Consider the following 24,427-nt stretch of genomic DNA (forward strand, 5'->3'; position numbering starts at 1 on the left):
GTGCAGTGTACTGAAAAGAAACACCCTTTCCGCCGGATAACAGAATCGTAATTTTCCGGCAATCCCTGTGATAACTCCCATTGCCTAAAGTCCTCCCAGCCAACTTCAGCGCTCAGGTGCCTGTTTGTTATTTTCTGCTTTGACGGGGTGATTCATGGGACTGGAGAACAGCGTACGCCTTCGACGTATCGATGGGTTGGCAGGGAGCCCGACATGAGGGCACGCGCGTTGTGTCTGTTGTTATTACCGTTTGTGGCACCCGGTGTTGCATCCGCCCAAGGCATCAGCCTGCCTCAGGCACTGGAAGCCGCATTTGCTCGCAACCAGGAGCTTGCCGCAGCCCAATGGGAAATCGGCATTGCGCAGGGTGATCGCCAACAGGCCGGGCTGATTCCCAACCCGGTGCTGTCGTGGGAGGTGGAAGACACCCGCCGCGACACCAGCACCACCACCGTGATGCTCAGCCAGGCACTGGAATTGGGCGGCAAGCGTGGCGCACGTGTCGACACCGCGAGCAAAGGCCAGGACGCGGCTCGACTGGAACTGGAACAGCGCAGCAACGAATTGCGGGCCGAGGTGGTTCAAGCATTTTATGCCGCAGCCCGGGCGCAGGCCGGTCTGGAGCTGGCGCGCCAATCCAGAGCGCTGGCCGAGCGTGGCCTGCATGTCGCCGAAGGGCGTGTGCGGGCGGGCAAGGTGTCACCGGTCGAAGCCACCCGCGCGCAGGTGCAGCTGGCGGAAACCGACCTGCTGGTGCGCCGCGCCGAAACCCTGAAAATCAACAGCCACCGTGAACTGGCCCGCGCCACCGGTTCACCGACCGCGTCTTTCGAACGTCTGGATTACACCGACCTCTCGCCGGGCCGACTACCGCCGACAGCGACAATGCTGACCGCCCTCGATCAGTCCGCCGAACTGCGCCTCGCCCAGACCCGGATCGAACAACGCGACGCCGCACTCGGCTCGGAACGCGCCAAGCGCATTCCCGACCTGACCGTCAGTGTCGGCAGCCAATACAGCCGCGAAGAGCGCGAACGCGTCAACGTTGTGGGCCTGTCGATGCCGCTCCCGCTGTTTGATCGAAACCAAGGCAATGTGCTCGCCGCCTCACGTCGGGCAGACCAGTCCCGTGACCTGCGCAATGCCGTCGAACTCAAGCTGCGCACACAGACCCAATCTGCCCTCGATCAATGGCGCACCGCGGCACAGGAAGTCGAGTCATTCGACCGCGTCATCCTGCCTGCCGCGCAACGCGCCGTCGACACCGCCACGCGCGGTTTCGAGATGGGCAAGTTCGGCTTTCTGGACGTGCTGGATGCGCAGCGAACACTGATTTCGGCCCGCAGCCAGTACCTGGAATCACTGGCGACGGCCACCGAAGCGAGGGTCGCCATCGAGCGGATCCACGGGGATCTCAACCGGTTCAGTCTCACCCCCTGACTGCCTTTTTCCGCCTACATCGAGCGTATCCAGAGGTGCTGCACGTACCTGATCGCCGGGAGCTTTCATGAATAACAAACGAAGCATTGCCATTGCGCTGGCGGTGGTGGTCATCATTGGTCTGGGCAGTCTGACGGTGAACCCGCAGATGCTGCCCTTCGCAACCGGCCCGGAGCCGTCTGACGAGGAACACGCCCACGATTCCGGGTCAGACCATACTGACGAACAAGGCCACAGCAACGAAACGAAAACACCAGGCGCTGCCGCATCAGAGCCACCCCACGAAGAAGAGGAAGAAGGGCACATCGAACTGACGGCCGAGCAGATCAGGACGGCCGGCATCGAGCTGGCCACCGCCGAGCCTCGGCAAATGAGCACCACCGTGACCTTCCCCGGTGAAATCCGCTTCGACGAGGACCGCACCGCGCATGTGGTACCTCGGGTCAGCGGCGTGGTCGAGTCGGTCAAGGTCGATCTGGGTCAGACCGTGAAAAAGGGCCAGGTGCTGGCGGTGATTGCCAGCCAGCAGATCTCGGACCAACGCAGCGAACTGAACGCCGCCCAGCGACGTCAGGAACTGGCGCGCCTGACCCTGCAACGCGAGAAGAAACTGTGGGAAGACAAGATCTCCGCCGAACAGGATTACCTGCAAGCGCGCCAGGATTTTCAGGAAGCCGACATCAACCTCACCAATGCCCGGCAGAAGATCAGCGCCATCGGTGCCAGCCTCAGCCCTTCCGCAGGCAACCGTTACGAACTGATCGCACCGTTCGACGCGATGGTCGTGGAGAAACACCTGGGCATCGGCGAAATGGTCAGCGAAGCGAGCAACGCGTTCACCCTGTCGGACTTGTCACGCGTATGGGCGACCTTCGGTGTCGCACCGAGGGATCTGGACAAAGTGGTGGTCGGACGCCCGGTCGTTGTCAGCGCGCCGGATCTGAATGCGCGGGTCGACGGCAAGATCGGTTATGTCGGCAGCTTGCTGGGCGAGCAGACCCGCGCCGCCGCCGTGCGCGTCACCCTTGCCAACCCGCAGGGCGCATGGCGTCCCGGCCTGTTCGTGTCGGTCGAGGTCGCCGCCGAGCAGTCCAGCGTTGCGGTCAGCGTGCCTGAATCCGCGATCCAGTCGATTGAAGAACAGCCGTCGGTTTTCGTGCGCAATGCTGAAGGTTTTCAGCTGACGCCGGTGACGCTCGGCCGCCGCGATGGCGGTCACGTGGAAATCGTCAAAGGCCTGGCCGCCGGCACGCCAGTGGCCGCCGCTGGCAGTTTCATTCTCAAGTCGGAGCTGGGCAAAGGCTCCGCCGAGCACGCCCATTGACCTGCGTCACACGAGTACACCTCCATGTTTGAACGGTTGATTCAATTCGCGATTGAACAGCGCATCGTTGTGATGCTCGCTGTGTTGCTCATGGCTGGGCTGGGCATCGCCAGCTACCAGAAACTGCCCATCGATGCCGTGCCTGACATCACCAATGTCCAAGTGCAGATCAACACCTCCGCGCCCGGCTTTTCACCGCTGGAGACCGAGCAACGGATCACCTTTGCCATCGAAACCAGCATGGCCGGCCTGCCCGGCCTGCAACAGACACGCTCGCTGTCGCGCTCGGGCCTGTCGCAGGTGACGGTGATTTTCGAAGACAACACGGACCTGTTCTTCGCCCGGCAATTGGTGGGCGAGCGCCTGCAGACCGCCAAGGACCAGTTGCCCGAAGGCGTCGACGTGGTGATGGGGCCGATTTCCACCGGCCTCGGCGAGATCTTTCTGTGGACAGTCGAAGCCCGCGAGGGCGCGCTGAAAGAGGACGGCACGCCTTACACACCGACTGATCTGCGGGTGATTCAGGACTGGATCATCAAGCCGCAGTTGCGCAACGTGCCGGGCGTGGCCGAGATCAACACCATCGGCGGTTTCGCCAGGCAATACCAGATAGCTCCCGACCCGAAAAAGCTGGCCGCCTACAAGCTGACGCTGAACGACTTGGTGGCCGCGCTGGAGCGCAACAACGCCAACGTCGGCGCGGGTTACATCGAGCGCGGCGGTGAGCAACTGCTGATCCGCGCACCGGGCCAGCTCGGCACGCTGGAGGACATCGCCAACATCGTCATCGCCAACGTGCAGGGCACGGCGATCAGAATCAGCAGCGTGGCCGAGGTCGGCATCGGCAAGGAAATGCGCTCCGGCGCCGCGACTGAAAACGGTCGAGAAGTGGTGCTCGGCACGGTGTTCATGCTGATCGGTGAAAACAGCCGCACCGTCTCGCAAGCCGTGGCCGCCAAGCTGGCCGACATCAACCGCACACTGCCCGAAGGGGTCGAAGCGGTCACGGTTTACGACCGTACCCATCTGGTCGAAAAGGCCATCGCGACGGTCAAGAAGAACCTCATCGAAGGCGCGATTCTGGTCATCGTGATTCTGTTCCTTTTTCTGGGCAACCTCCGCGCTGCACTGATTACCGCGATGGTGATTCCGCTGGCCATGCTGTTCACCTTCACCGGCATGTTCACCAATAAGGTCAGCGCCAACCTGATGAGCCTGGGCGCGCTGGACTTCGGCATCATTGTCGACGGCGCGGTGGTGATCGTTGAAAACGCCATCCGCAGGCTGGCACATGCCCAGAAGAAATACGGCCGCCTGCTGACCCGCAGCGAGCGTCTCCACGAGGTGTTCGCCGCCGCCAGAGAAGCCCGTCGACCGCTGATTTTCGGCCAGTTGATCATCATGGTCGTGTACCTGCCGATCTTTGCCCTCACCGGCGTGGAAGGCAAAATGTTCCACCCGATGGCCTTCACCGTGGTCATCGCCCTGCTCGGCGCGATGATCCTCTCGGTGACGTTCGTGCCTGCCGCCGTTGCCATGTTCGTCACCGGCAAGGTCAAGGAAGAAGAAGGCCTGGTGATGCGCACCGCTCGCCAACGCTACGCGCCGATATTGAGCTGGGTGCTGGGGCATCGCGCCATCGCCTTCAGCATGGCGTTGGTGCTGATCGGGCTGTCCGGGTTCACCGCCAGCCGCATGGGCAGCGAGTTCATTCCGAGCCTCAGCGAAGGCGACTTCGCCTTGCAGGCGCTGCGAGTACCCGGCACCAGCCTGACCCAGTCGGTGGACATGCAGCAGCGCCTGGAAAAAGCCATTCTCGAAAAAGTGCCAGAAGTGCAGCGCGTCTTCGCCCGCACCGGCACCGCTGAAATCGCCGCCGACCCGATGCCGCCCAACATCTCCGACAGCTACGTGATGCTCAAGCCGCAGAGCGAATGGCCTGACCCGGACAAGCCCCGCGAAGCACTGATCGCTGACCTGCAAAAGGCCGCCGCCAGCGTGCCGGGCAGCAACTACGAGCTGTCCCAGCCGATCCAGTTGCGCTTCAACGAACTGGTTTCGGGGGTGCGCAGCGACGTCGCAGTGAAAGTGTTCGGCGACGACATGAACGTGCTCAACCAGACCGCCGCAAAAATCGCCGCCACGCTGCAAAAAGTGCCGGGCGCCTCCGAAGTCAAAGTCGAACAGACCACCGGCCTGCCGGTACTGACCATCAACATCGACCGCGACCAGGCCGCACGTTACGGCCTCAACATGGCCGACGTGCAGGACGCCATTGCCATCGCGCTGGGCGGCCGTCAGGCGGGCACGCTGTACGAAGGTGATCGCCGCTTCGACATGGTGGTGCGCTTGTCCGAGCCACTGCGCACCGACGTGGACGGGCTTTCCAGCCTGCTCATTCCGGTGCCTGCGAACACCGGCAGCAATCAGCAGATCAGCTTTATCTCGCTGTCTCAGGTCGCCAGCCTGGACCTGGTACTAGGCCCGAACCAGATCAGCCGCGAGAACGGCAAGCGCGTGGTCATCGTCAGCGCCAACGTGCGCGGTCGCGACCTTGGCTCGTTTGTCGAAGAAGCGGGCACCACCCTCGACAACGGCGTGCAGATCCCGACAGGCTACTGGACCAGTTGGGGCGGGCAGTTCGAGCAACTGCAGTCCGCAGCGAAACGCCTGCAAATCGTCGTGCCGGTGGCGCTGCTGCTGGTCCTGGCGCTGCTGTTCATGATGTTCAACAACCTCAAAGACGGCCTGCTGGTGTTCACCGGCATCCCGTTCGCGTTGACCGGTGGCGTCATGGCCCTGTGGCTGCGCGACATTCCGCTGTCGATCTCCGCAGGCGTAGGTTTCATTGCCCTGTCGGGTGTCGCGGTGCTGAACGGTCTGGTGATGATCGCTTTCATCCGCAGCCTGCGCGAAGAAGGCCGCTCGCTGCACGACGCCATCAACGAAGGCGCCCTCACCCGCCTGCGCCCGGTGCTGATGACCGCACTGGTCGCCTCCCTGGGCTTCATCCCCATGGCCCTCGCCACCGGGACTGGTGCGGAAGTGCAGCGACCGCTGGCGACCGTGGTGATTGGCGGGATTCTGTCTTCCACGGCGTTGACGTTACTGGTGTTGCCGGCGCTGTATCAGTGGGCGCATCGGCGGGAGGAGGACGTGTTGCTGAAATAGTGTTTCAAGCAACCGTCCACGTGTCAGGACGCCCAGAACAGAGCGCCCTGACACTTTCACCTGCCCCCAGTGAACTTTCAGTCAAGGAAAGGTCGAAACCTTCGCTTTTGCCAGTAGATCCTGTCTGTAGCCTTTGTCCCGCAGGATTCGCAGATCTTTCCAGGTCGTCAGTCAGCAAGTGACTATACAGCTGCCCCGTTCAAGCGCTTATCGTCTGGTTACAAAACAGGCTTTCCGGCAGAGCCTCGATGGCAGCGCCCGGCATAAGGAGATGGAGAAGGTGATGAACAAGGTTCATGGCGCATGAGGCGCACCAGTATTTACGACCGTATTTCTGAACGCCGACTGGCTGATGAAGCCCTGGCGCGCGAGGAAGCTGAGCGCACTGCCGCGCAACAGGAACGTGAGCGCACTCAAGCGGCCATTCCCGTTCCACAGCCCTTGCGCGACGCACCCAGCAGTTTCAACTTCGGCGGGTTTCACTTCGGCTTTCCTGAAGGGTTCAGGTGCAGCGCAATCGAAGCGACTGTCGAAATCGCTGGAGAGCCTGTCGTCGTCTCCATCCAGCGCCGCGACGTGCCTGAAGAGGCCAACCTTGCCGAGGCGTTCGCCAAGGCCGTCAAAGCGCTGAAGCCGCTTCACGGTGCCATACAGGTCATTCGCCAGTATGAAACAGTACTGGCGGGCAATGCGGCACTGGGGCTGGATTTTCACTTTCGCGCGGGTTTTGAAGAGCGGCATGGGCGCTTGATTGGCGCCATCGTGCCAGTCGCCGATCATAACCTGCGCCAGTGGCTGAGCGTGGGTTGTGTGATTGATTCCGAAAAACCCGCGCTTAAAACCTGGCTGCTGGATTTCGACCACATGCTTCAAAGCCTGACCGCCCCCTGAACTCTACTTCACCGCTGACAGGACACGTTTTAATGGACTATTCGTTGCAGAATCTCAGCGTTGCGCTGGGTGATCAGACCTCCACGCCCCGCAGCACAAAGGGATAGCGGCGATGTTCGAAGCGGCTCGGTTGATGGACGAGATCGAACACACCGGTGCGCTGACGGGTTTTCTGCTCGGCGCGGTAGTGGGCATTGCGGCGGTGGCGTATGTGTCGTTTGCCTTTGCCACGTGCGGGTTCGGCGCAATTTTACTGGGCCTGGCTGTCGGCCTGGCGGGCAACGCCCTCGCCAGCCTCGGGGAGAGTATCGGCAGCGCCTTCAGCTCTCCCGCGGGGCAGATCGAATCGGCCTCGCCCAATGTGTTCATCAACGGTCGACCCGCCGCGTTTGCTATCGACAGCACGGCCGTTTGCGACAAGCACTCGCCCATCGTCAAGGTGGCCGAGGGTTCCAGCAACGTCTTCATCAACGGCCAGCCGGCGGCGCGCAAGGGCGACAAGCTGACCTGCGGTTCGAAGATCGGCACCGGTTCCCCCAACGTGTTCATCGGCGGCGGCACCCAACGCTACCTACCCGTCAATGAAGAGGTGTCGGCGACAGCCCGCTACGTGGTGGACATTCTGCTGGTGGTGGCCGGCGGCGCCAAAGCGGTCGTCAGCATCGCCAAGCTTGGTCTGCAGGCGGGCCTGAAAGCTGCCGGTCCTTGCGCCTTGCGCTTTATGGGCGGCATTTTGCTGAGCGATGCGGTTGTTCGGTTCGGCGTCGCTCCACTGGCCGAAAAAGTGTTGGGTGGCCTGCACGGCAACCCGGTCGACACCACCACCGGACGCAAGCTGCTGATCGACGAATCCGACTTCAGCCTGCCCGGCCTGATGCCGATCGAGTGGACACGCTTCTACGCCAGCGACCTCGATGTCGACAGCGCGCTGGGCAAGGGCTGGGTGTTGCCCTGGGAACAAAGCCTGCGACGCAAGGGCAGCTTTCTGTACCTCAGCGACAATCAGGGCCGCAGCGTGCCGTTCGTGACGCTGGACTACAACGAACGCATCTACAACGCACAGGAACAACTGTATCTGGTGCGCACTAACGGCGGTCATTACCTGCTGCAAACCTTGGACAACGTCTTTTACTACTTCGGCGAAGTACCTGACGATAACCAGCCTGTTACGTTGCAACGCATCGAAAACGCCCTCGGTCACTTCCTGCATTTCGTGCGCAGCGAAGACGGTATTCTGACCGATATCTGCGCCACCGGCGGGCAGCGCGTACACCTGCATTACGACGAAGTGACCCGTCGCCTGAGCACCGTCAAGCGCATCGTTGACGGCGAGGCGGTCGAAACACTGGTGCGTTATGGCTATGACAGCAACGGCCAGTTGAACAGCGTGTACAACCGCAATGGCGATTCGGTGCGCAACTTCAGCTACACCGACAGCCTGATGACCCGCCACGCCAATGCGCTGAGGCTCAGTTGCGAGTACCGCTGGGAAGTGCTCGGCGACAAGCCGCGCGTGGTCGAGCACTGGACCAGCGACGGCGAACACTTTCATTTCGATTATGATCTGGAAGCGCGCCAGACGCGGGTGACGGATGTGCTGGGCCGCCATGCCGACGTGACCTACAACAAGGACCGCCGCGTGGTGGCCAGCACCGACTTCGGCGGCCAGCCGTATCACATCGACCTGGACGACACCGGCAACATCACCGGCCTGACACTGCCGGACGGCAATCAGCTGGGCTTTGAATACGACGACCTGTCACGCCTGACGGCAGAAACCGACCCGCTGGGCCGAACCACGCGCTTTAAGCATCACTTCAAGACTACGCTCGTCAAACAAGTCACCTACCCCGACGGCGCCCTCTGGCAGGCTCGTTACGATGACCGGGGCAATCTCGTCGCCGAAATCGACGCGATGGGCCACAAGACCGAGTACCTCAACAGTGAGGATGGCCTGCCGCACACCATCATCGACGCGACTCACAAATCGAAGTACTTGTGGTGGAATAACCTGGCGCAGGTCGAACGTTTTCAGGACTGCTCGGGCAAGAGCACGTATTACCGTTACGACGAGCGCCAGCAACTGGTCGCCGTCACCGATGCCCTGAACAACACCACCACGCTGGAACGCAAACCCGGTGGCGAAGTGCTGTGCATCCATCATCCGGACGGCAGCCGCGAACGCTTTACCTACAACGCCCACGGCCAGGTGCTGACGCACACCAACGGCAAGGACCAGACCACTCACTTGTCACGCAACGCCCGCGGTCTGCCGACCCGGCGTCAGGACCCCAAGGGGCTGATGGTCGCGTACCAGTACGACAAGGCCATGCGCCTCACGGCCCTGACCAATGAAAACGACGCCACTTACACCTTCGCCTACGACAACGCCGACCACCTGATCGAAGAAAAACGCATCGACCAGTTGACCCGACGTTTCAGCTACAACCTTGGCGGGCATCTGACCCAGGTTGAAGAAACCGGCCACGGCGAAAAAGGCGAACGACCACAGCGCAGCACGCATTTCGAGCGCGACCCGATTGGTCGCCTGCTGGCCAGACTCAACGACGACGCCCGTCAGGATTTCACCTACGACGACAGCGACCGCCTGCTGTCCATTCAGCGCACGCCCACCGACGGCGGCAGAAAACTCGGTGTCACGGCTGAGAAGCTGGAATTCGCCTACGACATCCTGGGCCGCCTGACGCAGGAGACTTCACCCCAAGGCGCATTGACCTACGACTACGATCCGCTCAGCAACCTGACCACGCTGACCCTTCCGACCGGCCAGCACCTCAATCACCTGTACTACGGCAGCGGTCACCTGCATCAACTCAACCTCGACGGCCAGTTGATCAGCGACATGGAACGCGACGACCTGCACCGCGAGGTCTACCGCACCCAAGGTAAGCTGACCAGTTGCTTCGGCTACGACGCGTTGGGCCGCAAGGCCTGGCAGTACGCAACCACACTGCCCGCTGAAAAACTCTCACAGATCCAGAACCCGCTCATAAAACCAGAGCGCTACGTCGAACACGCCTACAACCCGATCCACCGCCGCTACGAGTACGACCCGGCTGGCGAACTGAGCCGCACCCTCGACAAACTGCGCGGCGAGGTCACCTACGAATACGAAGCCAACGGCCGCCTGCTTGAACACAACCCCGAAAAACGCTTCGAAGGCGAAGCGTACCGCTACGACGCCGCTGGCAACCGCCTGAACTTCAACACCAGCCGCTTCGACCGCGTCCAGGACAACCGCCTCAAGCAATGGAGCCACAACGAGTACAAATACGACGCATGGGGCAATCTGGTCGAGAAAATCGTCGGCATCGTCCTATGGGAAAAGCGCCCCAAGGGACGCTTCAGTCAATCACGCCACACCTCAAAGCACACTCAACGGATACTCCACAATCACCCGCACTTCATCCAGGTCCGATTCAAATGCGGTGGCCCGGGTTGTCGCTTGGCGCACGCGTAGCGACAAGTCTTTCAGTGAGCCGGTCTGCACGATGTATTTCGCCTCGATGTCGCGTTCCCAGCGCTTCTGATCGATCAGCGGGTTGCCTTGTGCGTCGCGGCGCATGTAGGTGCTGTTGGCGTTGGAGTAGTCGGCGTCGGTGCCTTTGCCGTAGCGGGTCATGAATGACAGGCCGGGGACGCCGAAGGTGGACATGTCGAGGTTGTAGGTGACCATCCATGAGCGCTCTTTGGGTGAGTTGAAGTCGCTGTACTGAATGGAGTTGGCCAGGTAGATGGAGTCGGACTGCCTGAGGTAGTCGAAGTCGTCATCGCCTTGGTTGCGCTGGTGCGAGAGCGACAGGGTGTGCGCGTCGTATTGCAGGGCGACTTTTGCACTCCAGATGTCGTTGTCGAATTCGCCGAGCAGTTTTTTGCCTTCGTCGGTGGCGTTGTAATAGTTCAGGCTGCTGGTCAGTGACAGGTCGTCGGAGAGGGGCAATACGTAAGACGCCGAGGCGTATTTCTGGTCCCAGGCATCTTTGAGTCGGCTGGTGTAGAGGCCAAGGCTCAGGCGATCGGTGGCTTGATAATCACCGCCGAAGTAGGCCACCCAGGGAGAGTCGACCGCGCCGCCGTAGAAGGTGACGAAGCCGTCGCGCATGTTGCTGGAGACGGGCTGGCTCATGGAGTGCAAGCGACCGCCCTGCAAAGCCAGGCCGTTGAAGCTGTTGTTGATCGCCGTGATGCCGCGAAAGCTTTCCGGCAGCAGCCGTGAGTCGCCGAAGGCAACCACGGGCGTGGACGGGAAGACATCGCCCACGTTCACGACGGTGTCGAAGGCTCTGGCCTTCAGCGAGCCGCCGACTTTGGTGTATTCGTCGCGGGCATTGCCCTCTCCATCGACCGGCAGCACGTCGAACGCGCTGCGCCCGCCGTTGCGTCCGTCACCCGTGTCGAGCTTGATGCCGATCATGGCAAAGGCATCGACCCCGACGCCGAACGTGCCCTGGGTGAACCCTGACTCGAATCGCCCGATGATGCCCTGCGCCCACGCTTCGGAGTAGCCATTGCCGGTAGGGCTGGACTCGCCGTTGCGATGGTCCCGGTTCATGTAGAAGTTGCGGTTGAGTACGGTCAGTGTACTGCCTTCGATGAAGCCTTCTTTTGGTTCTTCGGCAACTACTGCAACCGGCGTAACACCGGCAAGTGCCGAGCATAGGGCCAGTGATAATGTTTTAAATTGAGTCATGTGCGCTCCGTCCAATCGGCAGATTGTTTTAAACGTGTCGACCTGGCTTTTTATATATTCGAGAGCTGCCAGTGGGGCACAATCTTGAAGTGGCGAAGATAACGTCAAGGTGACGGGAAGATTACAAATAGGTAAGGAAGCGCGTTATAGGGTGTGCTCATTCAATAAAATGAAACATGCGCCTTGCCCTTGCGGGAATAAAAAAAGCGCCCCGAAGGACGCTTGAAGATTCGCCCCGGCCAAAGGAGCAGGGAGCTGCTACACAGGGCGAATGGGGGTGCAGCGGGTCGGCCATCAAAGGCATCAGCCTTCGGACTTGGTCGACCGTTCGGCCTCGGCTTTGTCGTCTGTATTGACGTACCGCTCGGCTTTGTTGCTGCTGTTCTGTTCCTTGAAGCGCAGTTCCTGTGCCAGGCGCATCTTGTCAGCAGCAGGGCTTGCGAACTCGTTACCGTCGTCGGCGAAAGCTGCAGTGGCGGACAAGGCAGCTACGGCGAAGACCATCGACTTGATCAGTTTCATCATCATTACCTCTTGGGTGTGTAAGAAGGTCCTTAAAAGCTCGGTGCTCGTCAGGGATGAAACAAGCTTACGCCGGGATAACTAACAGGAAGGTGAGCGGACAATGACAATACTGTTAGAAAGCTGACACCTGCGAGATAACCGATTTGTAATGTTTCAGCCACTTTCCGGTTAGTGTCGGCTTGTTAAGGTTAAGCCACCTTCAAACGGAGACACAGAAAATGCGCACTGCTAAATCGTTGTTACTTGCCCTGGCTATCCTGTCGCCCATGAGTGCTTTCGCTTACACCACGGATGAAGTCAAAGCCACCACGGTGATAAAAGAGCACCAGGCCAGCGTACAGAAATACGCCGCCATCCATAACAAACCCATGCCGGAGATCAAAGAGTATAAGTACGGAATGAAGCTGGACGTCGCCAAGGTCATCCGCAAATCCCCGGACCTGCAGACCTGTGCCGTGATGCCAAAACTGATGACCTACGAGGACTCCAAAGGCAAGCTGAACACTGTGCAGTATCAGGTCCTGAGCGGGTGCAGAAACAGCCAATGATTCTGAACCTGCCAGGGAGGCCACCCAGCGTTAAATCCCATCAGCCCGGACCATCCTCCGGGCTGATTTTTTTTCGTTTCTTGCCCGCTGAAAATGCTGCTCACCAACCGCCTGACCGTTTATTCCCGCCTTTTTTGCAACATCACCGTCTTTGCGTGGTCAACGCAGACCCGCTATGTCGTATCGCCATGTGTCTGGAGGCCGCTCGGGTCCATCCAACACAGTCTCGGTTACGGCGATCGAGAAACTGCAATCACGGATTTTGGAATGACGGATGCTTGAACTCGCTGCTGGTTTTATCTGCCTCACTGCGCTGCTGACCTATGTGAACTATCGTTTTATCGGTCTGCCTCCCACCATTGGCGTGATGGTCACTGCGCTGATGTTCTCGTTGCTTCTGCAGGGGCTGAGTTTTCTGGGCTACCCCGGCCTGGAAGATCGCGTTCAACAATTGATCGGCCAGATCGACTTCGGCGATTTGCTGATGAACTGGATGCTGTCGTTCCTGCTGTTCGCCGGAGCGCTGCACGTCAACCTCGGTGATCTGAAGAACTACCGCTGGCCCATCGGCCTGCTGGCGACCTTCGGCGTGCTGATCGCGACGACTGTCATTGGCGCGCTGGCCTACTGGATCTTTGCCTTGTTCGGCTGGCATGTCAGCCCGCTGTACTGCCTGCTGTTCGGCGCACTGATCTCGCCCACCGACCCGATTGCGGTGCTCGGCGTGTTGCGGACCGCCAATGCGTCCAAGCCTCTGAAGACCACTATTGTCGGTGAGTCGCTGTTCAACGACGGTACGGCGGTGGTGGTGTTCACGGTGCTGCTGGGCATTGCGCAACTGGGCGAGACGCCCACGGTCGGCGAAACCGCGCTGTTGTTCGTCCACGAAGCGATTGGCGGCGTGCTGTTCGGCGGGCTGATCGGCTACGCCGTGTACCTGATGATCAAGAGCATCGAGCAATACCAGATCGAAGTCATGCTGACCCTGGCGCTGGTCATCGGCGGCTCGGCCATGGCCACGGAGCTGCACGTCTCAGGCCCGATTGCGATGGTGGTGGCGGGTTTGATTATCGGCAACATGGGCCGCAATCTGGCCATGAACGACATGACCCGTCGTTACATGGACGGTTTCTGGGAATTGCTGGATGACATGCTCAATGCGCTGCTGTTCGCGCTGATCGGCATGGAACTGTTGCTGCTGCCGTTCTCGTGGCAGCACTTGATCGCCGCCAGCCTGCTGGCCGTGGCGATTCTGCTCTCGCGTTTTGTCACCGTGGCACCGGCCATTCTGCTGCTGCGTCGCTGGCGCAAGGTGCCGCACGGCACGATCCGCATTCTGACCTGGGGCGGCCTGCGCGGCGGCGTCTCGGTGGCCCTGGCGCTGGCCTTGCCCACCGGACCGGAACGCGACCTGCTGCTGAGCATCACGTACATTGTGGTGCTGCTGTCGATTCTCTTGCAGGGGCTGACAATCGGCAAGCTGGTGCATGCCGTCACCCGTTCACCACAGGCAAAAGAACCGACAGACCATTGATCAGACCAATGCAGCAGCACGCCGGTAATCACTGGGCGTCTGCTGCATTTCCACACGAAAGTGCCGGTTGAAGTTGGACAGGTTGGCGTAGCCGACCTCAAAACAGATGTCCGACACCGACATCTCGCTTTGCAGCAGCAACCGGCAAGCCCGCTGGATTCGCAACTTGCGCATCAGGTCAATGAAGCAGTGGCCGGTGGTTCGTTTGAAGAACCGTGAGAAGCCCGGATCGCTCATGTCCAGTCGTCGTGCGATCACCGAAAGCCGGATATCACTGGTCAGCTCTGTAAGCAGGTAATCGAACGCTTTGTTGATCCGCTCTGAACTGCGCGCATCGAGGGTGGGGGCATACCAGGCGCTGGCCAGCAGACGCACCTCCTGCGCGGGTGCTTTCATCAGCGTGTTGACCAGTTGCAGGAACAGAATCAGCCGCTCCAGCCCTTGGGCCGGGCCGATCCTTTCCAGCAGTTGCGCCGCCTGTAGCGCCGTTGCACCGGAAAACTCCAGCCCGCGACGCGCCTGCTCGAACAGGTGCTGCAAGTCACCCAGTTCCGGCAGCGTAGCGCGCAGTGCCAGCAGCGCTGCACCGTCGAATTGCAAGACCACGTCACGCCCGGCCAGGTGCTCACCGGGGGCCAGGTCACCCATCCAGTCGTGGGGCAGATCGGGACCGATCAGTGCCACATGGCCTGCACTGAATTCACCGATGTAATCCCCGGCCACCAGCTTGCCGCTGCCTTGGCGGATCAGATGGATTTCGAATTCCGGGTGGTGATTCCAGCGCGCCAACGCGTAGGGATAGTCATGCTCATACCAGCGAAAGCAATGGTCAGGCTGCGGGAGGATGACCTCCAGCTCGGCGGGACGCTGCTCGAACAAGGCAGTACGGCTGTCAGGCACTGGATGCCCCTTTTATCGTTATGAAGGCTCTGCGGACAGGTAAACATACGCTTTCCCGATCAGCGAGTGCTAGTTCGCGCCTGACCCGAGGCTGATACTTTTTTGATTTCAGACAGCCGGGCAGGCCTCGGTTAAAAAAGTATCAGTCCGGTGTTCTTGCTGCGTTTGTCCGGCTGCGCACGGGCTGCTGTAATCGGGCTGTCCACCAAGGCCTCCCAGCCGTGGTCAACAACAAAAACAATAGCTCCCGCCGTGCAAGGCGCGGAGTGGAGAGCACTACGATGAACATTCACAAAGCGCTTTTCCTGTCCGCAGGCGTGTCTGTCGCCCTCATCAGCCTGGCCAGTCAGGCCGCCGACACCGTGACCATCGCGACCGTGAACAACGGCGACATGATCCGCATGCAGCGCCTGTCGAAAATCTTTGAACAGCAGCACCCTGAGATCAAACTCAACTGGGTGGTGCTGGAAGAGAACGTCTTGCGTCAGCGCCTGACCACCGACATCGCCACACAGGGCGGCCAGTTCGACGTGTTGACCATCGGCACTTACGAAACCCCGCTGTGGGGCGCGAAACAATGGCTGGAGCCGGTCACCGGGCTTTCACCTGAATACGATCTGGAAGATATCTTTCCCTCGGTACGTCAGGGCCTGTCGGTGAAAGACACCCTTTACGCCCTGCCCTTTTATGGCGAAAGCACGATCACTTACTACCGCACCGATCTGTTCAAGCAGGCGGGCCTGAGCATGCCGGAGCACCCGACCTGGACGCAACTGGGCGAGTTCGCGGCGAAGCTTCATCAGCCCGACAAAGGTATTTACGGCATGTGCCTGCGCGGCAAGGCCGGTTGGGGTGAAAACATTGCGCTGCTCAGCACGATGGCCAACGCGTTCGGCGCGCGCTGGTTCGATGAGCAATGGAAACCCGAGTTGACCAGCCCGGAATGGACCAAAGCCGCCAACTTCTACGTCGATACCCTCAAGAAGTACGGCCCGCCGGGCGTGTCGAGTAATGGCTTCAACGAAACCCTTGCGCTGTTCAATAGCGGCAAATGCGCGCTGTGGGTGGACGCCAGCGTGGCAGGCTCCTTCACCACCGACAAAGAGCAAAGCAAGGTGGTCGACAGCGTCGGCTTCGCACCTGCGCCGGTTGAAGTGACCGACAAAGGCTCCTCATGGCTTTACGCCTGGTCGCTGGCGATACCGGCCACTTCGAAGCACAAGGACGCCGCCAAAGCGTTCATCACCTGGGCAACGTCCAAAGACTATATCGATCTGGTCGCCAAGACCGATGGCATCACCAATGTACCGCCCGGCACCCGGACCTCCACGTACAGCGAGGCCTACCTCAAGGCCGCGCCGTTCGCCAAGGTTACGCTGCAGATGATGCAACACGCTGATCCCGCGCAACCTTCAGCCAAGCCGGTGCCTTACGTGGGCATCCAGTACGTGACCATTCCGGAGTTTCAGGCAATCGGCACCTCGGTCGGCAAGCTGTTCTCTGCGGCGGTGACTGGACAGACCACGACCGAGCAGGCGCTCGCTGCCGCACAGGCCGTTACCGAACGCGAGATGAAACGCGCCGGTTATCCGAAGTAACCCGGCAGCCCTCACACTTATTGGACGGATGATGAACCCATGAATCGACTTGAAGGCAAAAGCGCGCTGATCACCGGATCGGCGCGGGGCATCGGGCGCTCGTTTGCGCAGGCCTACATTCGCGAAGGCGCCAGCGTAGCGATTGCTGATATCAATCTGGAGCGTGCGCAGGCCACAGCAGCTGAGCTAGGACCGAACGCTTATGCCGTCAGAATGGACGTGACGGATCAGGCGTCCATCGATCAGGCCGTCGCCGCGGTGGTAGCGCAGACCGGCAAGCTGGATATCCTGATCAACAACGCCGCGTTGTTCGATCTGGCACCGATTGTCGATATCACCCGCGACAGCTACGAGCGACTGTTTTCAATCAATGTCGCGGGCACGCTGTTTACCTTGCAGGCCGCAGCGAAGCAGATGATTGCTCAGGGCCACGGCGGCAAGATCATCAACATGGCCAGCCAGGCAGGTCGTCGAGGCGAGGCGCTGGTGGCGGTGTATTGCGCGACCAAGGCCGCGGTGATCAGCCTGACGCAATCGGCGGGGCTGGACCTCATCCGCCACGGCATCAATGTGAACGCCATCGCACCGGGCGTGGTGGACGGCGAACACTGGGATGGCGTCGACGCGATGTTCGCCCGCTATGAAAACCGGCCACTGGGCGAAAAGAAAAAGCTGGTGGGCGAGCAGGTGCCGTACGGGCGCATGGGCACGGCGGATGACCTGACCGGCATGGCGATTTTCCTGGCCTCGGCCGACAGCGAATACGTGGTGGCCCAGACCTACAACGTGGACGGTGGCAACTGGATGAGCTGAGCACTGACTGTTGCAAAGATGAGCCGAACCGCGCAAAAAAGCCCGGTCGCCGCTTCCATTGCCGAGGCGATTGGCTAAGATGCGCGGACCGCCTGCTGCCTGGGGCGGCTCATTGAGGTACAGGAGTACGAATGTCCACTGAAGAGGAGATCGCCATTTCCGGCGGTACACCTATGATTCCCGATCAGCGCCGGGAGCTGATGCTGCGTCAGTTGCGCAAGCATCAAGTGCTCAGCGTTCATCAGCTGATGGAGATGTTCGACTGCTCGCACATGACCATCCGCCGCGACATCGCCGTGCTGGAGCAGGAAGGTCGGGCCTATTCGGTAACCGGCGGTGCGCGTATCGCCAGCCAGGTACACAGCGAGCCCAGCCACCAATCGAAAGCGGTGGTCGAGCTGCCGCACAAGCAAGGCATGGCGAGGCTGGCAGCCGGTTTGCTGCACCCGGACATGACGATTTATCTGGACGCAGGCACCAGCACGCTGGAAATCGTGCCGCACATTATTGCGCTGTCCGGCATGACCGTGGTGACCAACGACTTCGGCGTGGTCAACGCATTGGCCGATGCGGCACACGTAGACGTTATTCACACTGGCGGGCTGCTCGATCACCCGAACCGCTCCAGCGTTGGCGGCCTGGCCGCTGCAACGTTGCGACAATTGGCAACCGACGTGGCGTTTATGTCCACCAGCTCGTGGGACCTGCAACGTGGCACCACCACGCCTTCGGCGCTGAAGGTCGAGGTCAAGCAGGCCGCCATGCAATCGGCCTCGCAAACCGTCCTGGTCGCCACCAGTTCGAAATACGGCACCTTCGGCATGTACAAGGTGGCCGGGCTGGACCAATTCGACACCATCATCACCGACACCGCCCTGGCTGAAGCCGCCGCCGACGGCATTCGCAAGCAACGCATCGAACTGCTGCTGGCGCCCGTAGGTGGACGTTCAAAGTAAATGCCGCCGCACTGGCGGATGCCAGAGGGCATAAATGGCAGGCATAAAAAAACCCGGTCTCGCGACCGGGTTTTTTGTGTCTAGCCGACTAACTGATGACTCAGTTGCCCGACTTCTTGGCAGCGCGAGTACGCTCGCTTTCGCCAAGGATTTTCTTACGCAGGCGGATCGACTTTGGCGTCACTTCGCAGAGTTCGTCTTCTTGTACGAATTCCAGCGCTTGTTCCAGAGTGAAACGGATAGGCGGAACCAGTGCGATGGTTTCGTCTTTACCGGAAGCACGCATGTTGTCGAGCTTCTTGCCTTTGGTAGGGTTCACACCCAGGTCGTTGTCGCGGCTGTTGATACCAACGATCTGACCTTCGTACACGTCTTCGCCATGACCCAGGAACAGCTTGCCACGGGCTTGCAGTGTTTCCAGGGAGTAGGTCAGCGCCTTGCCGGTAGCAACCGAAACCAGAACGCCGTTCTGACGGCCGGACATGTCGCCAGACTTCATCACGTCGTAACGGTCGAAGATGCTGGTCAGGATGCCTGCGCCGGAAGTCAGGGTCAGGAACTCGTTACGGAAACCGATCAGGCCACGTGCCGGGATGTTGTACTCAAGGCGCACACGGCCTTTGCCATCCGGAACCATGTTGGTCAGGTCGCCTTTACGGTTACCCATTTGCTCCATGATCGCGCCCTGCGCTTCTTCAGGCAGGTCGATGGTGACGTTTTCGTACGGTTCGTGCTTGACGCCGTCAACCATGCGGATGATCACTTCTGGACGACCGACACCCATTTCGAAGCCTTCGCGACGCATGGTTTCGATCAGTACCGAGAGGTGCAGCTCACCACGGCCGGAGACCTTGAACTTGTCGGCGGTGTCGCCTTCTTCAACGCGCAGAGCAACGTTGTACAGCAGTTCCTTGTCCAGACGTTCCTTGATGTTACGGCTGGTGACGAACTTGCCTTCCTTGCCGCAGAACGGCGAATCGTTAACCTGGAAGGTCATCGAAACGGTTGGCTCGTCAACGGTCAGCGGCTTCATCGCTTCAACGTTCAGCGGGTCGCACAGGGTGTCGGAGATGAACAGCTGGTCAAAACCGCTGATGCAGACGATGTCGCCGGCCGCTGCTTCTTCAACGTCGATACGGTGCAGACCGTGGTGACCCATCAGTTTCAGGATACGGCCGTTACGCTTCTTGCCGTTGACGTCGATGGCAACCACCGGCGTGTTCGGCTTGACGCGACCGCGAGCGATACGGCCAACACCGATGACGCCCAGGAAGCTGTTGTAGTCCAGTGCGGAGATCTGCATCTGGAACGGGCCGTCACGGTCAACCTTTGGAGCAGGAACGTGATCGACAATCGCCTGGTACAGCGGGGTCATGTCTTCAGCCATGTCGGTGTGAGCCAGACCGGCAATACCGTTCAGGGCCGAGGCGTAAACGACCTGGAAGTCCAGTTGCTCTTCGGTAGCACCCAGGTTGTCGAACAGGTCGAAGATCTGATCCAGAACCCAGTCCGGACGCGCGCCTGGACGGTCAACCTTGTTGATAACCACGATTGGACGCAGGCCGGCTTCGAAAGCCTTCTTGGTCACGAAACGGGTTTGCGGCATAGGGCCGTCCTGAGCATCGACCAGCAACAGCACGGAGTCGACCATCGACATCACGCGCTCTACTTCACCACCGAAGTCGGCGTGGCCCGGGGTGTCCACGATGTTGATGTGGTAGCCATTCCAGTTGATCGCGGTGTTCTTCGCGAGAATGGTAATACCGCGCTCTTTCTCCTGGTCGTTGGAGTCCATCACGCGCTCGTCGTTGAGCTCGCCGCGCTCCAGAGTGCCGGATTGACGCAGGAGTTTGTCTACCAGGGTGGTCTTACCATGGTCAACGTGAGCAATGATGGCGATGTTACGTAGATTTTCGATCACTTGTGTATCTCGATCAGAGGATTCGGTCTGCTGACTGTTTAAGGACAGCGATTACTATTTCGAGTCGGCAAAAGCCGTTACGGCATGACGACTGGTGTCGGGGGGCCGGTGACGCAAGCCACAGGCAAACAGCCCCGGGCACTTAGCTCGGTCGATAAACGCGCACATTGGCATGCCCCTCACTGAGCAAATGGTGAGCATGCAGGCGACTCATGACGCCTTTGTCGCAATACAGCAGGTACTGGCGCGTGTCATCCAGTGCCTTGAAGCGGCTATTCAATGCGTAGAACGGCAACGTCTGTATCTCCACGCCGGGCACTTGCAACGGCTGGTCTTCCTGGGCATCCGGGTGACGGATGTCGATGATGACCTGGCCGGCCAATGCCTGGCTGACTTCTTCAATGTCGACATTGCGGCTCAGATCGTCGATCACCCGATCGATCGAAACCAGCTTCGCGCGCTCGAGCGCTTGCTCGAGGATCGCCATGTCGAACTGCTTTTCTTCGTACTCAACGCGATTACGCTTGGCGTTGGTCTTGGGGTTGACCGAAATCACCCCGCAATACTCTGGCATGTGCCGGGCAAAATCAGCGGTGCCGATTTCAGTCGCCAGGTCCACGATATCCTGCTTGTGGCTGGCAACCAGCGGTCGCAAGACCAGCTTGTCGGTGGCCGAGTCGATCAGCGACAGGTTCGGCAGCGTCTGGCTGGAGACCTGCGAAATCGCCTCGCCCGTGACCAGAACGTCGATTTCAAGACGATCAGCCACGGCAGATGCAGCGCGTAACATCATACGCTTCAAAACTACACCCATATGACTGTTATCGACTTTCTGCAGAATTTCTCCGAGAACTTCCTCGAAAGGCACGCTGACAAACAGCACCCGCTGCGAGCTGCCGTACTTCTTCCAGATAAAGTGCGCAACTTCCATCACGCCCAGTTCATGGGCACGCCCGCCCAGATTGAAGAAGCAGAAGTGCGCCATCAGGCCGCGGCGCATGATCTGGTAGGCCGCCACGGTCGAATCGAACCCGCCGGACATCAATACCAGCGTCTGCTCCAGCGCCCCGAGCGGGTAACCGCCCATGCCCTGATGCTGGTCATGAACCACAAACAACCGTTGGTCGCGAATTTCCATTCGTACGACCAGATCGGGCTTTTTCAGCTCGATTCCGGCCGCGCCGCATTGCATCCGCAGCTTACTGCCGACGTATTTCTCGACATCCATCGAGCTGAAATCGTGTCGTCCGGCGCGCTTGCAACGCACGGAAAACATCTTGCCCGGCAGCAGGTCGGCGTAGTGCAGTTTGCACTTGGCAACGATGTCGTCCAGATCGCCCAGCGGGTACTCGGCCACCTGCAGAAAGTTGGCGATACCCGGCATGCAGCTCAGCCGATCCCTGATGCCCTGCAGCACTTTGGGGTCGGTCTGGCGGGTTTCGACCTCAAGGTTGTCCCATACGCCACCCACGACAATGTCCGCGTCCAGTTCCCGGAGCACGGTACGAATGTTCTTGCCCAGTTGCCGGATGAATTTCTTGCGCACCGGCGGGCTTTTGATGGTGATTTCTGGGAAAACTTTAACGATTAGTTTCATGGAAACGGTGCGTGAGGTGCCGACCAAAAAAGGGGGGCGCGGATTATAGCGGAAATTGCTCAGTGTTTAACCAGTTATCGTACACGCGATCACGCACGCACCAAAAAGAGTCGACGCACCATTTTGAAGCGCCATTACGGTGCGCTATTTTCCTGTCAGACGCGTTTTCGCCCCCTGAAAACCCGCCTTTGAGGCAAAAAACCCAACACGGGGCACTGGCATGCAAATTGCTCCCTTGTGAGGCAGGTTGCCTTGGCAGAGTATTCGCGCCGGCACCACCACATTTCAAGGGACCAAAACTCTACCAAGTCGGTCCCTAGCCACCCGGAGGACACCATGTCGAAGTCGGTTCAACTCATCAAAGATCATGACGTTAAATGGATTGATCTGCGCTTCACAGACACCAAGGGCAAGCAGCAGCACGTCACGATGCCTGCGCGCGATGCACTGGAAGACGACTTCTTCGAAGTCGGCAAAATGTTCGACGGTTCCTCCATCTCTGGCTGGAAAGGTATCGAAGCCTCCGACATGATCCTGCTGCCGGATGATGAAACGGCCGTTCTCGATCCGTTCACCGAAGAGCCGACCCTGATTCTGGTCTGCGACGTCATCGAACCTTCGACCATGCAAGGCTATGACCGCGACCCACGCGCCATTGCCCACCGTGCCGAGGAATACCTGAAGTCCACCGGTATCGGCGACACCGTTTTCGTAGGCCCTGAGCCAGAATTCTTCGTGTTCGACGAAGTGAAGTTCAAGTCCGACATCTCCGGTTCGATGTTCAAGATCTTCTCCGAACAGGCTTCGTGGATGACTGACGGCGACGTCGACGGCGGCAACAAGGGTCACCGTCCGGGCGTCAAAGGTGGCTATTTCCCACTGCCACCGGTCGACCACGACCACGAAATCCGTACCGCCATGTGCAACGCACTGGAAGAAATGGGCCAGATCGTGGAAGTTCACCACCACGAAGTGGCCACTGCCGGCCAGAACGAAATCGGCGTGAAATTCAACACGCTGGTTAAAAAGGCTGACGAAGTTCAGACCTTGAAGTACTGCGTACACAACGTTGCCGACGCTTACGGCCGTACCGCGACCTTCATGCCGAAGCCACTGTACGGTGACAACGGTTCGGGTATGCACGTACACATGTCGATCTCCAAAGACGGCAAGAACACCTTCGCAGGTGAAGGCTATGCCGGTCTGTCCGACACCGCCCTGTTCTTCATCGGCGGCATCATCAAGCACGGTAAGGCCCTGAACGGCTTCACCAACCCGTCGACCAACTCCTACAAGCGTCTGGTCCCGGGCTTCGAAGCGCCGGTCATGCTGGCCTACTCGGCCCGTAACCGTTCCGCGTCGATCCGTATTCCTTACGTCTCCAGCCCACGCGGCCGTCGTATCGAAGCACGCTTCCCGGATCCAGCGGCTAACCCGTACCTGGCATTCGCTGCCCTGTTGATGGCTGGCCTGGACGGCATCCAGAACAAGATCCACCCTGGCGACGCTGCTGACAAAAACCTGTATGACCTGCCGCCTGAAGAGGCCAAAGAGATTCCACAAGTTTGCGGCAGCCTGAAAGAAGCTCTGGAAGAGCTGGACAAGGGCCGTGCGTTCCTGACCAAGGGCGGCGTATTCAGCGACGACTTCATCGATGCCTACATCGAGCTGAAAAGCGAAGAAGAAATCCGCGTTCGCACCTTCGTACACCCACTGGAATACGAGCTGTACTACAGCTGCTGATCCCTTGATGGCGTGACAAGAGACCTCCTTCGGGAGGTCTTTTTTTGCCCGTCATTCCCAGCGTGAAGTTTTGTTCACCCTGCGCCACTGGTTCCGGTCGGTGACCTGGAGTTAAATCTGCACCTTCCCAACCGATCCGAGATGGAACCGCCATGCGCCTGCTTCTGGCCACTTCCCTGCTGACTCTGACGTGCATGTCTTCCTGCTTCGCGTTTGCCGCCGAGCAGAAACCCTCCACCATCGAGCCGCTGCTGCAAGCGATCAGCGAGCGCCTGTCCATCGCGGACCAGGTCGCCCTGAGCAAATGGGACAGCGGCAAGGCCGTCGAAGACCCGCCCCGCGAGCAGCAAGTCATCCTCGCCGCACAGGCCCGCGCGGCCGAATTCAAACTGGACCCCAATGATGTCCAGCGCCTGTTCCGGGCGCAGATAGAAGCCAACAAACAGGTACAGAATGCCCTGCTCGCGCAGTGGCACGCAGCGGGCAAGGCGCCCGATACGGTCAGGCTCAGCCTGGTAGACGACATTCGCCCGAAACTCGACCGGCTGCAGACTCAACTGCTGCAGGCCTATGCCGACTTCCAGCCACTGCGCAAAACCGAAAACTGCAAGATCCAGCTGGACGCCGCGCTGAAGCGCTATCAGACCGACGAGATTCATGATCAGGCGCTGGTCATGGCCACCGCCGATCTATGCTCGGCAAAACTCTGACACATCAGGCGGATAGCGCAGCATAGAGCGATGTGTTCTATGCTG

General features: G+C 59.8%; 16 protein-coding genes and 1 pseudogene. 12 read left to right on the forward strand and 5 right to left on the reverse strand.

From position 1 onward, the window contains the following. Positions 1-213: 213 nt before the first annotated feature. The 5 genes and pseudogenes from BW686_RS14780 to BW686_RS14800 form a co-directional block, all read left to right on the forward strand. On the forward strand, positions 214-1,440 hold the full coding sequence (locus BW686_RS14780; RefSeq protein WP_084918009.1) for a TolC family protein: 1,227 nt from the start codon (positions 214-216) through the stop codon (positions 1,438-1,440). 67 nt (positions 1,441-1,507) lie between these two features. Beyond that, complete coding sequence (locus BW686_RS14785; RefSeq protein WP_084918011.1) at positions 1,508-2,764, forward strand: efflux RND transporter periplasmic adaptor subunit; 1,257 nt, start codon at positions 1,508-1,510, stop codon at positions 2,762-2,764. Positions 2,765-2,788: 24 nt separating this feature from the next. Further along, on the forward strand, positions 2,789-5,935 hold the full coding sequence (locus tag BW686_RS14790; protein ID WP_084918013.1) for a CusA/CzcA family heavy metal efflux RND transporter: 3,147 nt from the start codon (positions 2,789-2,791) through the stop codon (positions 5,933-5,935). Between the two features lie 303 nt (positions 5,936-6,238). Then, positions 6,239-6,826: a hypothetical protein gene (locus BW686_RS14795; protein ID WP_084918015.1), complete on the forward strand. Its 588-nt coding sequence runs from the start codon at positions 6,239-6,241 to the stop codon at positions 6,824-6,826. A 112-nt stretch (positions 6,827-6,938) separates the two neighbouring features. Beyond that, a pseudogene (locus BW686_RS14800) lies at positions 6,939-10,172 on the forward strand (DUF6531 domain-containing protein); the annotation flags it as partial. A 39-nt stretch (positions 10,173-10,211) separates the two neighbouring features. On the opposite strand, the gene BW686_RS14805 reads toward BW686_RS14800, so the two are convergent. Then, positions 10,212-11,537: an OprD family porin gene (locus BW686_RS14805; RefSeq protein ID WP_084918017.1), complete on the reverse strand. Its 1,326-nt coding sequence runs from the start codon at positions 11,535-11,537 to the stop codon at positions 10,212-10,214. Between the two features lie 303 nt (positions 11,538-11,840). Then, positions 11,841-12,065, reverse strand: coding sequence for a hypothetical protein (locus BW686_RS26850; protein ID WP_179149271.1), 225 nt, complete (start codon positions 12,063-12,065; stop codon positions 11,841-11,843). Positions 12,066-12,280: 215 nt separating this feature from the next. Here BW686_RS26850 and BW686_RS14815 point away from each other — a divergent pair, with 215 nt between their 5' ends. Then, on the forward strand, positions 12,281-12,610 hold the full coding sequence (locus BW686_RS14815; RefSeq protein WP_084918023.1) for a DUF2790 domain-containing protein: 330 nt from the start codon (positions 12,281-12,283) through the stop codon (positions 12,608-12,610). Positions 12,611-12,884: 274 nt separating this feature from the next. Continuing rightward, positions 12,885-14,144, forward strand: coding sequence for a cation:proton antiporter (locus BW686_RS14820; RefSeq protein ID WP_084918025.1), 1,260 nt, complete (start codon positions 12,885-12,887; stop codon positions 14,142-14,144). Here BW686_RS14820 and BW686_RS14825 read toward each other — a convergent pair whose 3' ends face one another. Further along, positions 14,145-15,044, reverse strand: a complete 900-nt coding sequence (locus BW686_RS14825; protein WP_084918027.1) for a helix-turn-helix domain-containing protein — start codon at positions 15,042-15,044, stop codon at positions 14,145-14,147. A gap of 281 nt (positions 15,045-15,325) precedes the next feature. Here BW686_RS14825 and BW686_RS14830 point away from each other — a divergent pair, with 281 nt between their 5' ends. From BW686_RS14830 to BW686_RS14840, 3 genes are all read left to right on the forward strand, one after another. Then, positions 15,326-16,642, forward strand: a complete 1,317-nt coding sequence (locus tag BW686_RS14830; protein WP_084918030.1) for an ABC transporter substrate-binding protein — start codon at positions 15,326-15,328, stop codon at positions 16,640-16,642. Positions 16,643-16,681: 39 nt separating this feature from the next. Continuing rightward, positions 16,682-17,455, forward strand: coding sequence for an L-iditol 2-dehydrogenase (locus tag BW686_RS14835; RefSeq protein ID WP_084918032.1), 774 nt, complete (start codon positions 16,682-16,684; stop codon positions 17,453-17,455). A 131-nt stretch (positions 17,456-17,586) separates the two neighbouring features. Beyond that, a complete protein-coding gene (locus BW686_RS14840) occupies positions 17,587-18,411 on the forward strand; it encodes a DeoR/GlpR family DNA-binding transcription regulator (RefSeq protein WP_084918034.1) in 825 nt (274 codons plus the stop codon). Positions 18,412-18,511: 100 nt separating this feature from the next. Here BW686_RS14840 and typA read toward each other — a convergent pair whose 3' ends face one another. Both typA and thiI read right to left on the reverse strand, forming a co-directional pair. Next, positions 18,512-20,332 (reverse strand): translational GTPase TypA, encoded by a 1,821-nt coding sequence (gene typA, locus BW686_RS14845; protein WP_084918037.1) that lies wholly within the window; start codon positions 20,330-20,332, stop codon positions 18,512-18,514. Positions 20,333-20,474: 142 nt separating this feature from the next. Then, positions 20,475-21,929 carry a tRNA uracil 4-sulfurtransferase ThiI gene (thiI, locus tag BW686_RS14850; RefSeq protein ID WP_084918039.1) on the reverse strand — a complete coding sequence of 485 codons (1,455 nt, stop codon included), beginning with the start codon at positions 21,927-21,929 and terminating at the stop codon, positions 20,475-20,477. Positions 21,930-22,265: 336 nt separating this feature from the next. On the opposite strand from thiI, the gene glnA reads away from it, so the two are divergent. Continuing rightward, positions 22,266-23,672: a glutamate--ammonia ligase gene (gene glnA / locus BW686_RS14860; protein ID WP_084918044.1), complete on the forward strand. Its 1,407-nt coding sequence runs from the start codon at positions 22,266-22,268 to the stop codon at positions 23,670-23,672. 152 nt (positions 23,673-23,824) lie between these two features. Continuing rightward, positions 23,825-24,382 (forward strand): chorismate mutase, encoded by a 558-nt coding sequence (locus BW686_RS14865; RefSeq protein ID WP_084918046.1) that lies wholly within the window; start codon positions 23,825-23,827, stop codon positions 24,380-24,382. Positions 24,383-24,427 lie beyond the last annotated feature (45 nt).

This window comes from Pseudomonas syringae (genome assembly GCF_002157375.1).
Classification (GTDB): domain Bacteria; phylum Pseudomonadota; class Gammaproteobacteria; order Pseudomonadales; family Pseudomonadaceae; genus Aquipseudomonas; species Aquipseudomonas syringae_T.

What these genes read in the sequence shown, in the direction of transcription:
- BW686_RS14780 (WP_084918009.1), top strand. Translation starts at nt 214, where the DNA reads ATGAGGGCACGCGCGTTGTGTCTGTTGTTATTACCGTTTGTGGCACCC.
- BW686_RS14785 (WP_084918011.1), top strand. Translation starts at nt 1,508, where the DNA reads ATGAATAACAAACGAAGCATTGCCATTGCGCTGGCGGTGGTGGTCATC.
- BW686_RS14790 (WP_084918013.1), top strand. Translation starts at nt 2,789, where the DNA reads ATGTTTGAACGGTTGATTCAATTCGCGATTGAACAGCGCATCGTTGTG.
- BW686_RS14795 (WP_084918015.1), top strand. Translation starts at nt 6,239, where the DNA reads ATGAGGCGCACCAGTATTTACGACCGTATTTCTGAACGCCGACTGGCT.
- BW686_RS14805 (WP_084918017.1), bottom strand. Translation starts at nt 11,537, where the DNA reads ATGACTCAATTTAAAACATTATCACTGGCCCTATGCTCGGCACTTGCC.
- BW686_RS26850 (WP_179149271.1), bottom strand. Translation starts at nt 12,065, where the DNA reads ATGATGATGAAACTGATCAAGTCGATGGTCTTCGCCGTAGCTGCCTTG.
- BW686_RS14815 (WP_084918023.1), top strand. Translation starts at nt 12,281, where the DNA reads ATGCGCACTGCTAAATCGTTGTTACTTGCCCTGGCTATCCTGTCGCCC.
- BW686_RS14820 (WP_084918025.1), top strand. Translation starts at nt 12,885, where the DNA reads ATGCTTGAACTCGCTGCTGGTTTTATCTGCCTCACTGCGCTGCTGACC.
- BW686_RS14830 (WP_084918030.1), top strand. Translation starts at nt 15,326, where the DNA reads ATGAACATTCACAAAGCGCTTTTCCTGTCCGCAGGCGTGTCTGTCGCC.
- BW686_RS14835 (WP_084918032.1), top strand. Translation starts at nt 16,682, where the DNA reads ATGAATCGACTTGAAGGCAAAAGCGCGCTGATCACCGGATCGGCGCGG.
- BW686_RS14840 (WP_084918034.1), top strand. Translation starts at nt 17,587, where the DNA reads ATGTCCACTGAAGAGGAGATCGCCATTTCCGGCGGTACACCTATGATT.
- thiI (WP_084918039.1), bottom strand. Translation starts at nt 21,929, where the DNA reads ATGAAACTAATCGTTAAAGTTTTCCCAGAAATCACCATCAAAAGCCCG.
- glnA (WP_084918044.1), top strand. Translation starts at nt 22,266, where the DNA reads ATGTCGAAGTCGGTTCAACTCATCAAAGATCATGACGTTAAATGGATT.
- BW686_RS14865 (WP_084918046.1), top strand. Translation starts at nt 23,825, where the DNA reads ATGCGCCTGCTTCTGGCCACTTCCCTGCTGACTCTGACGTGCATGTCT.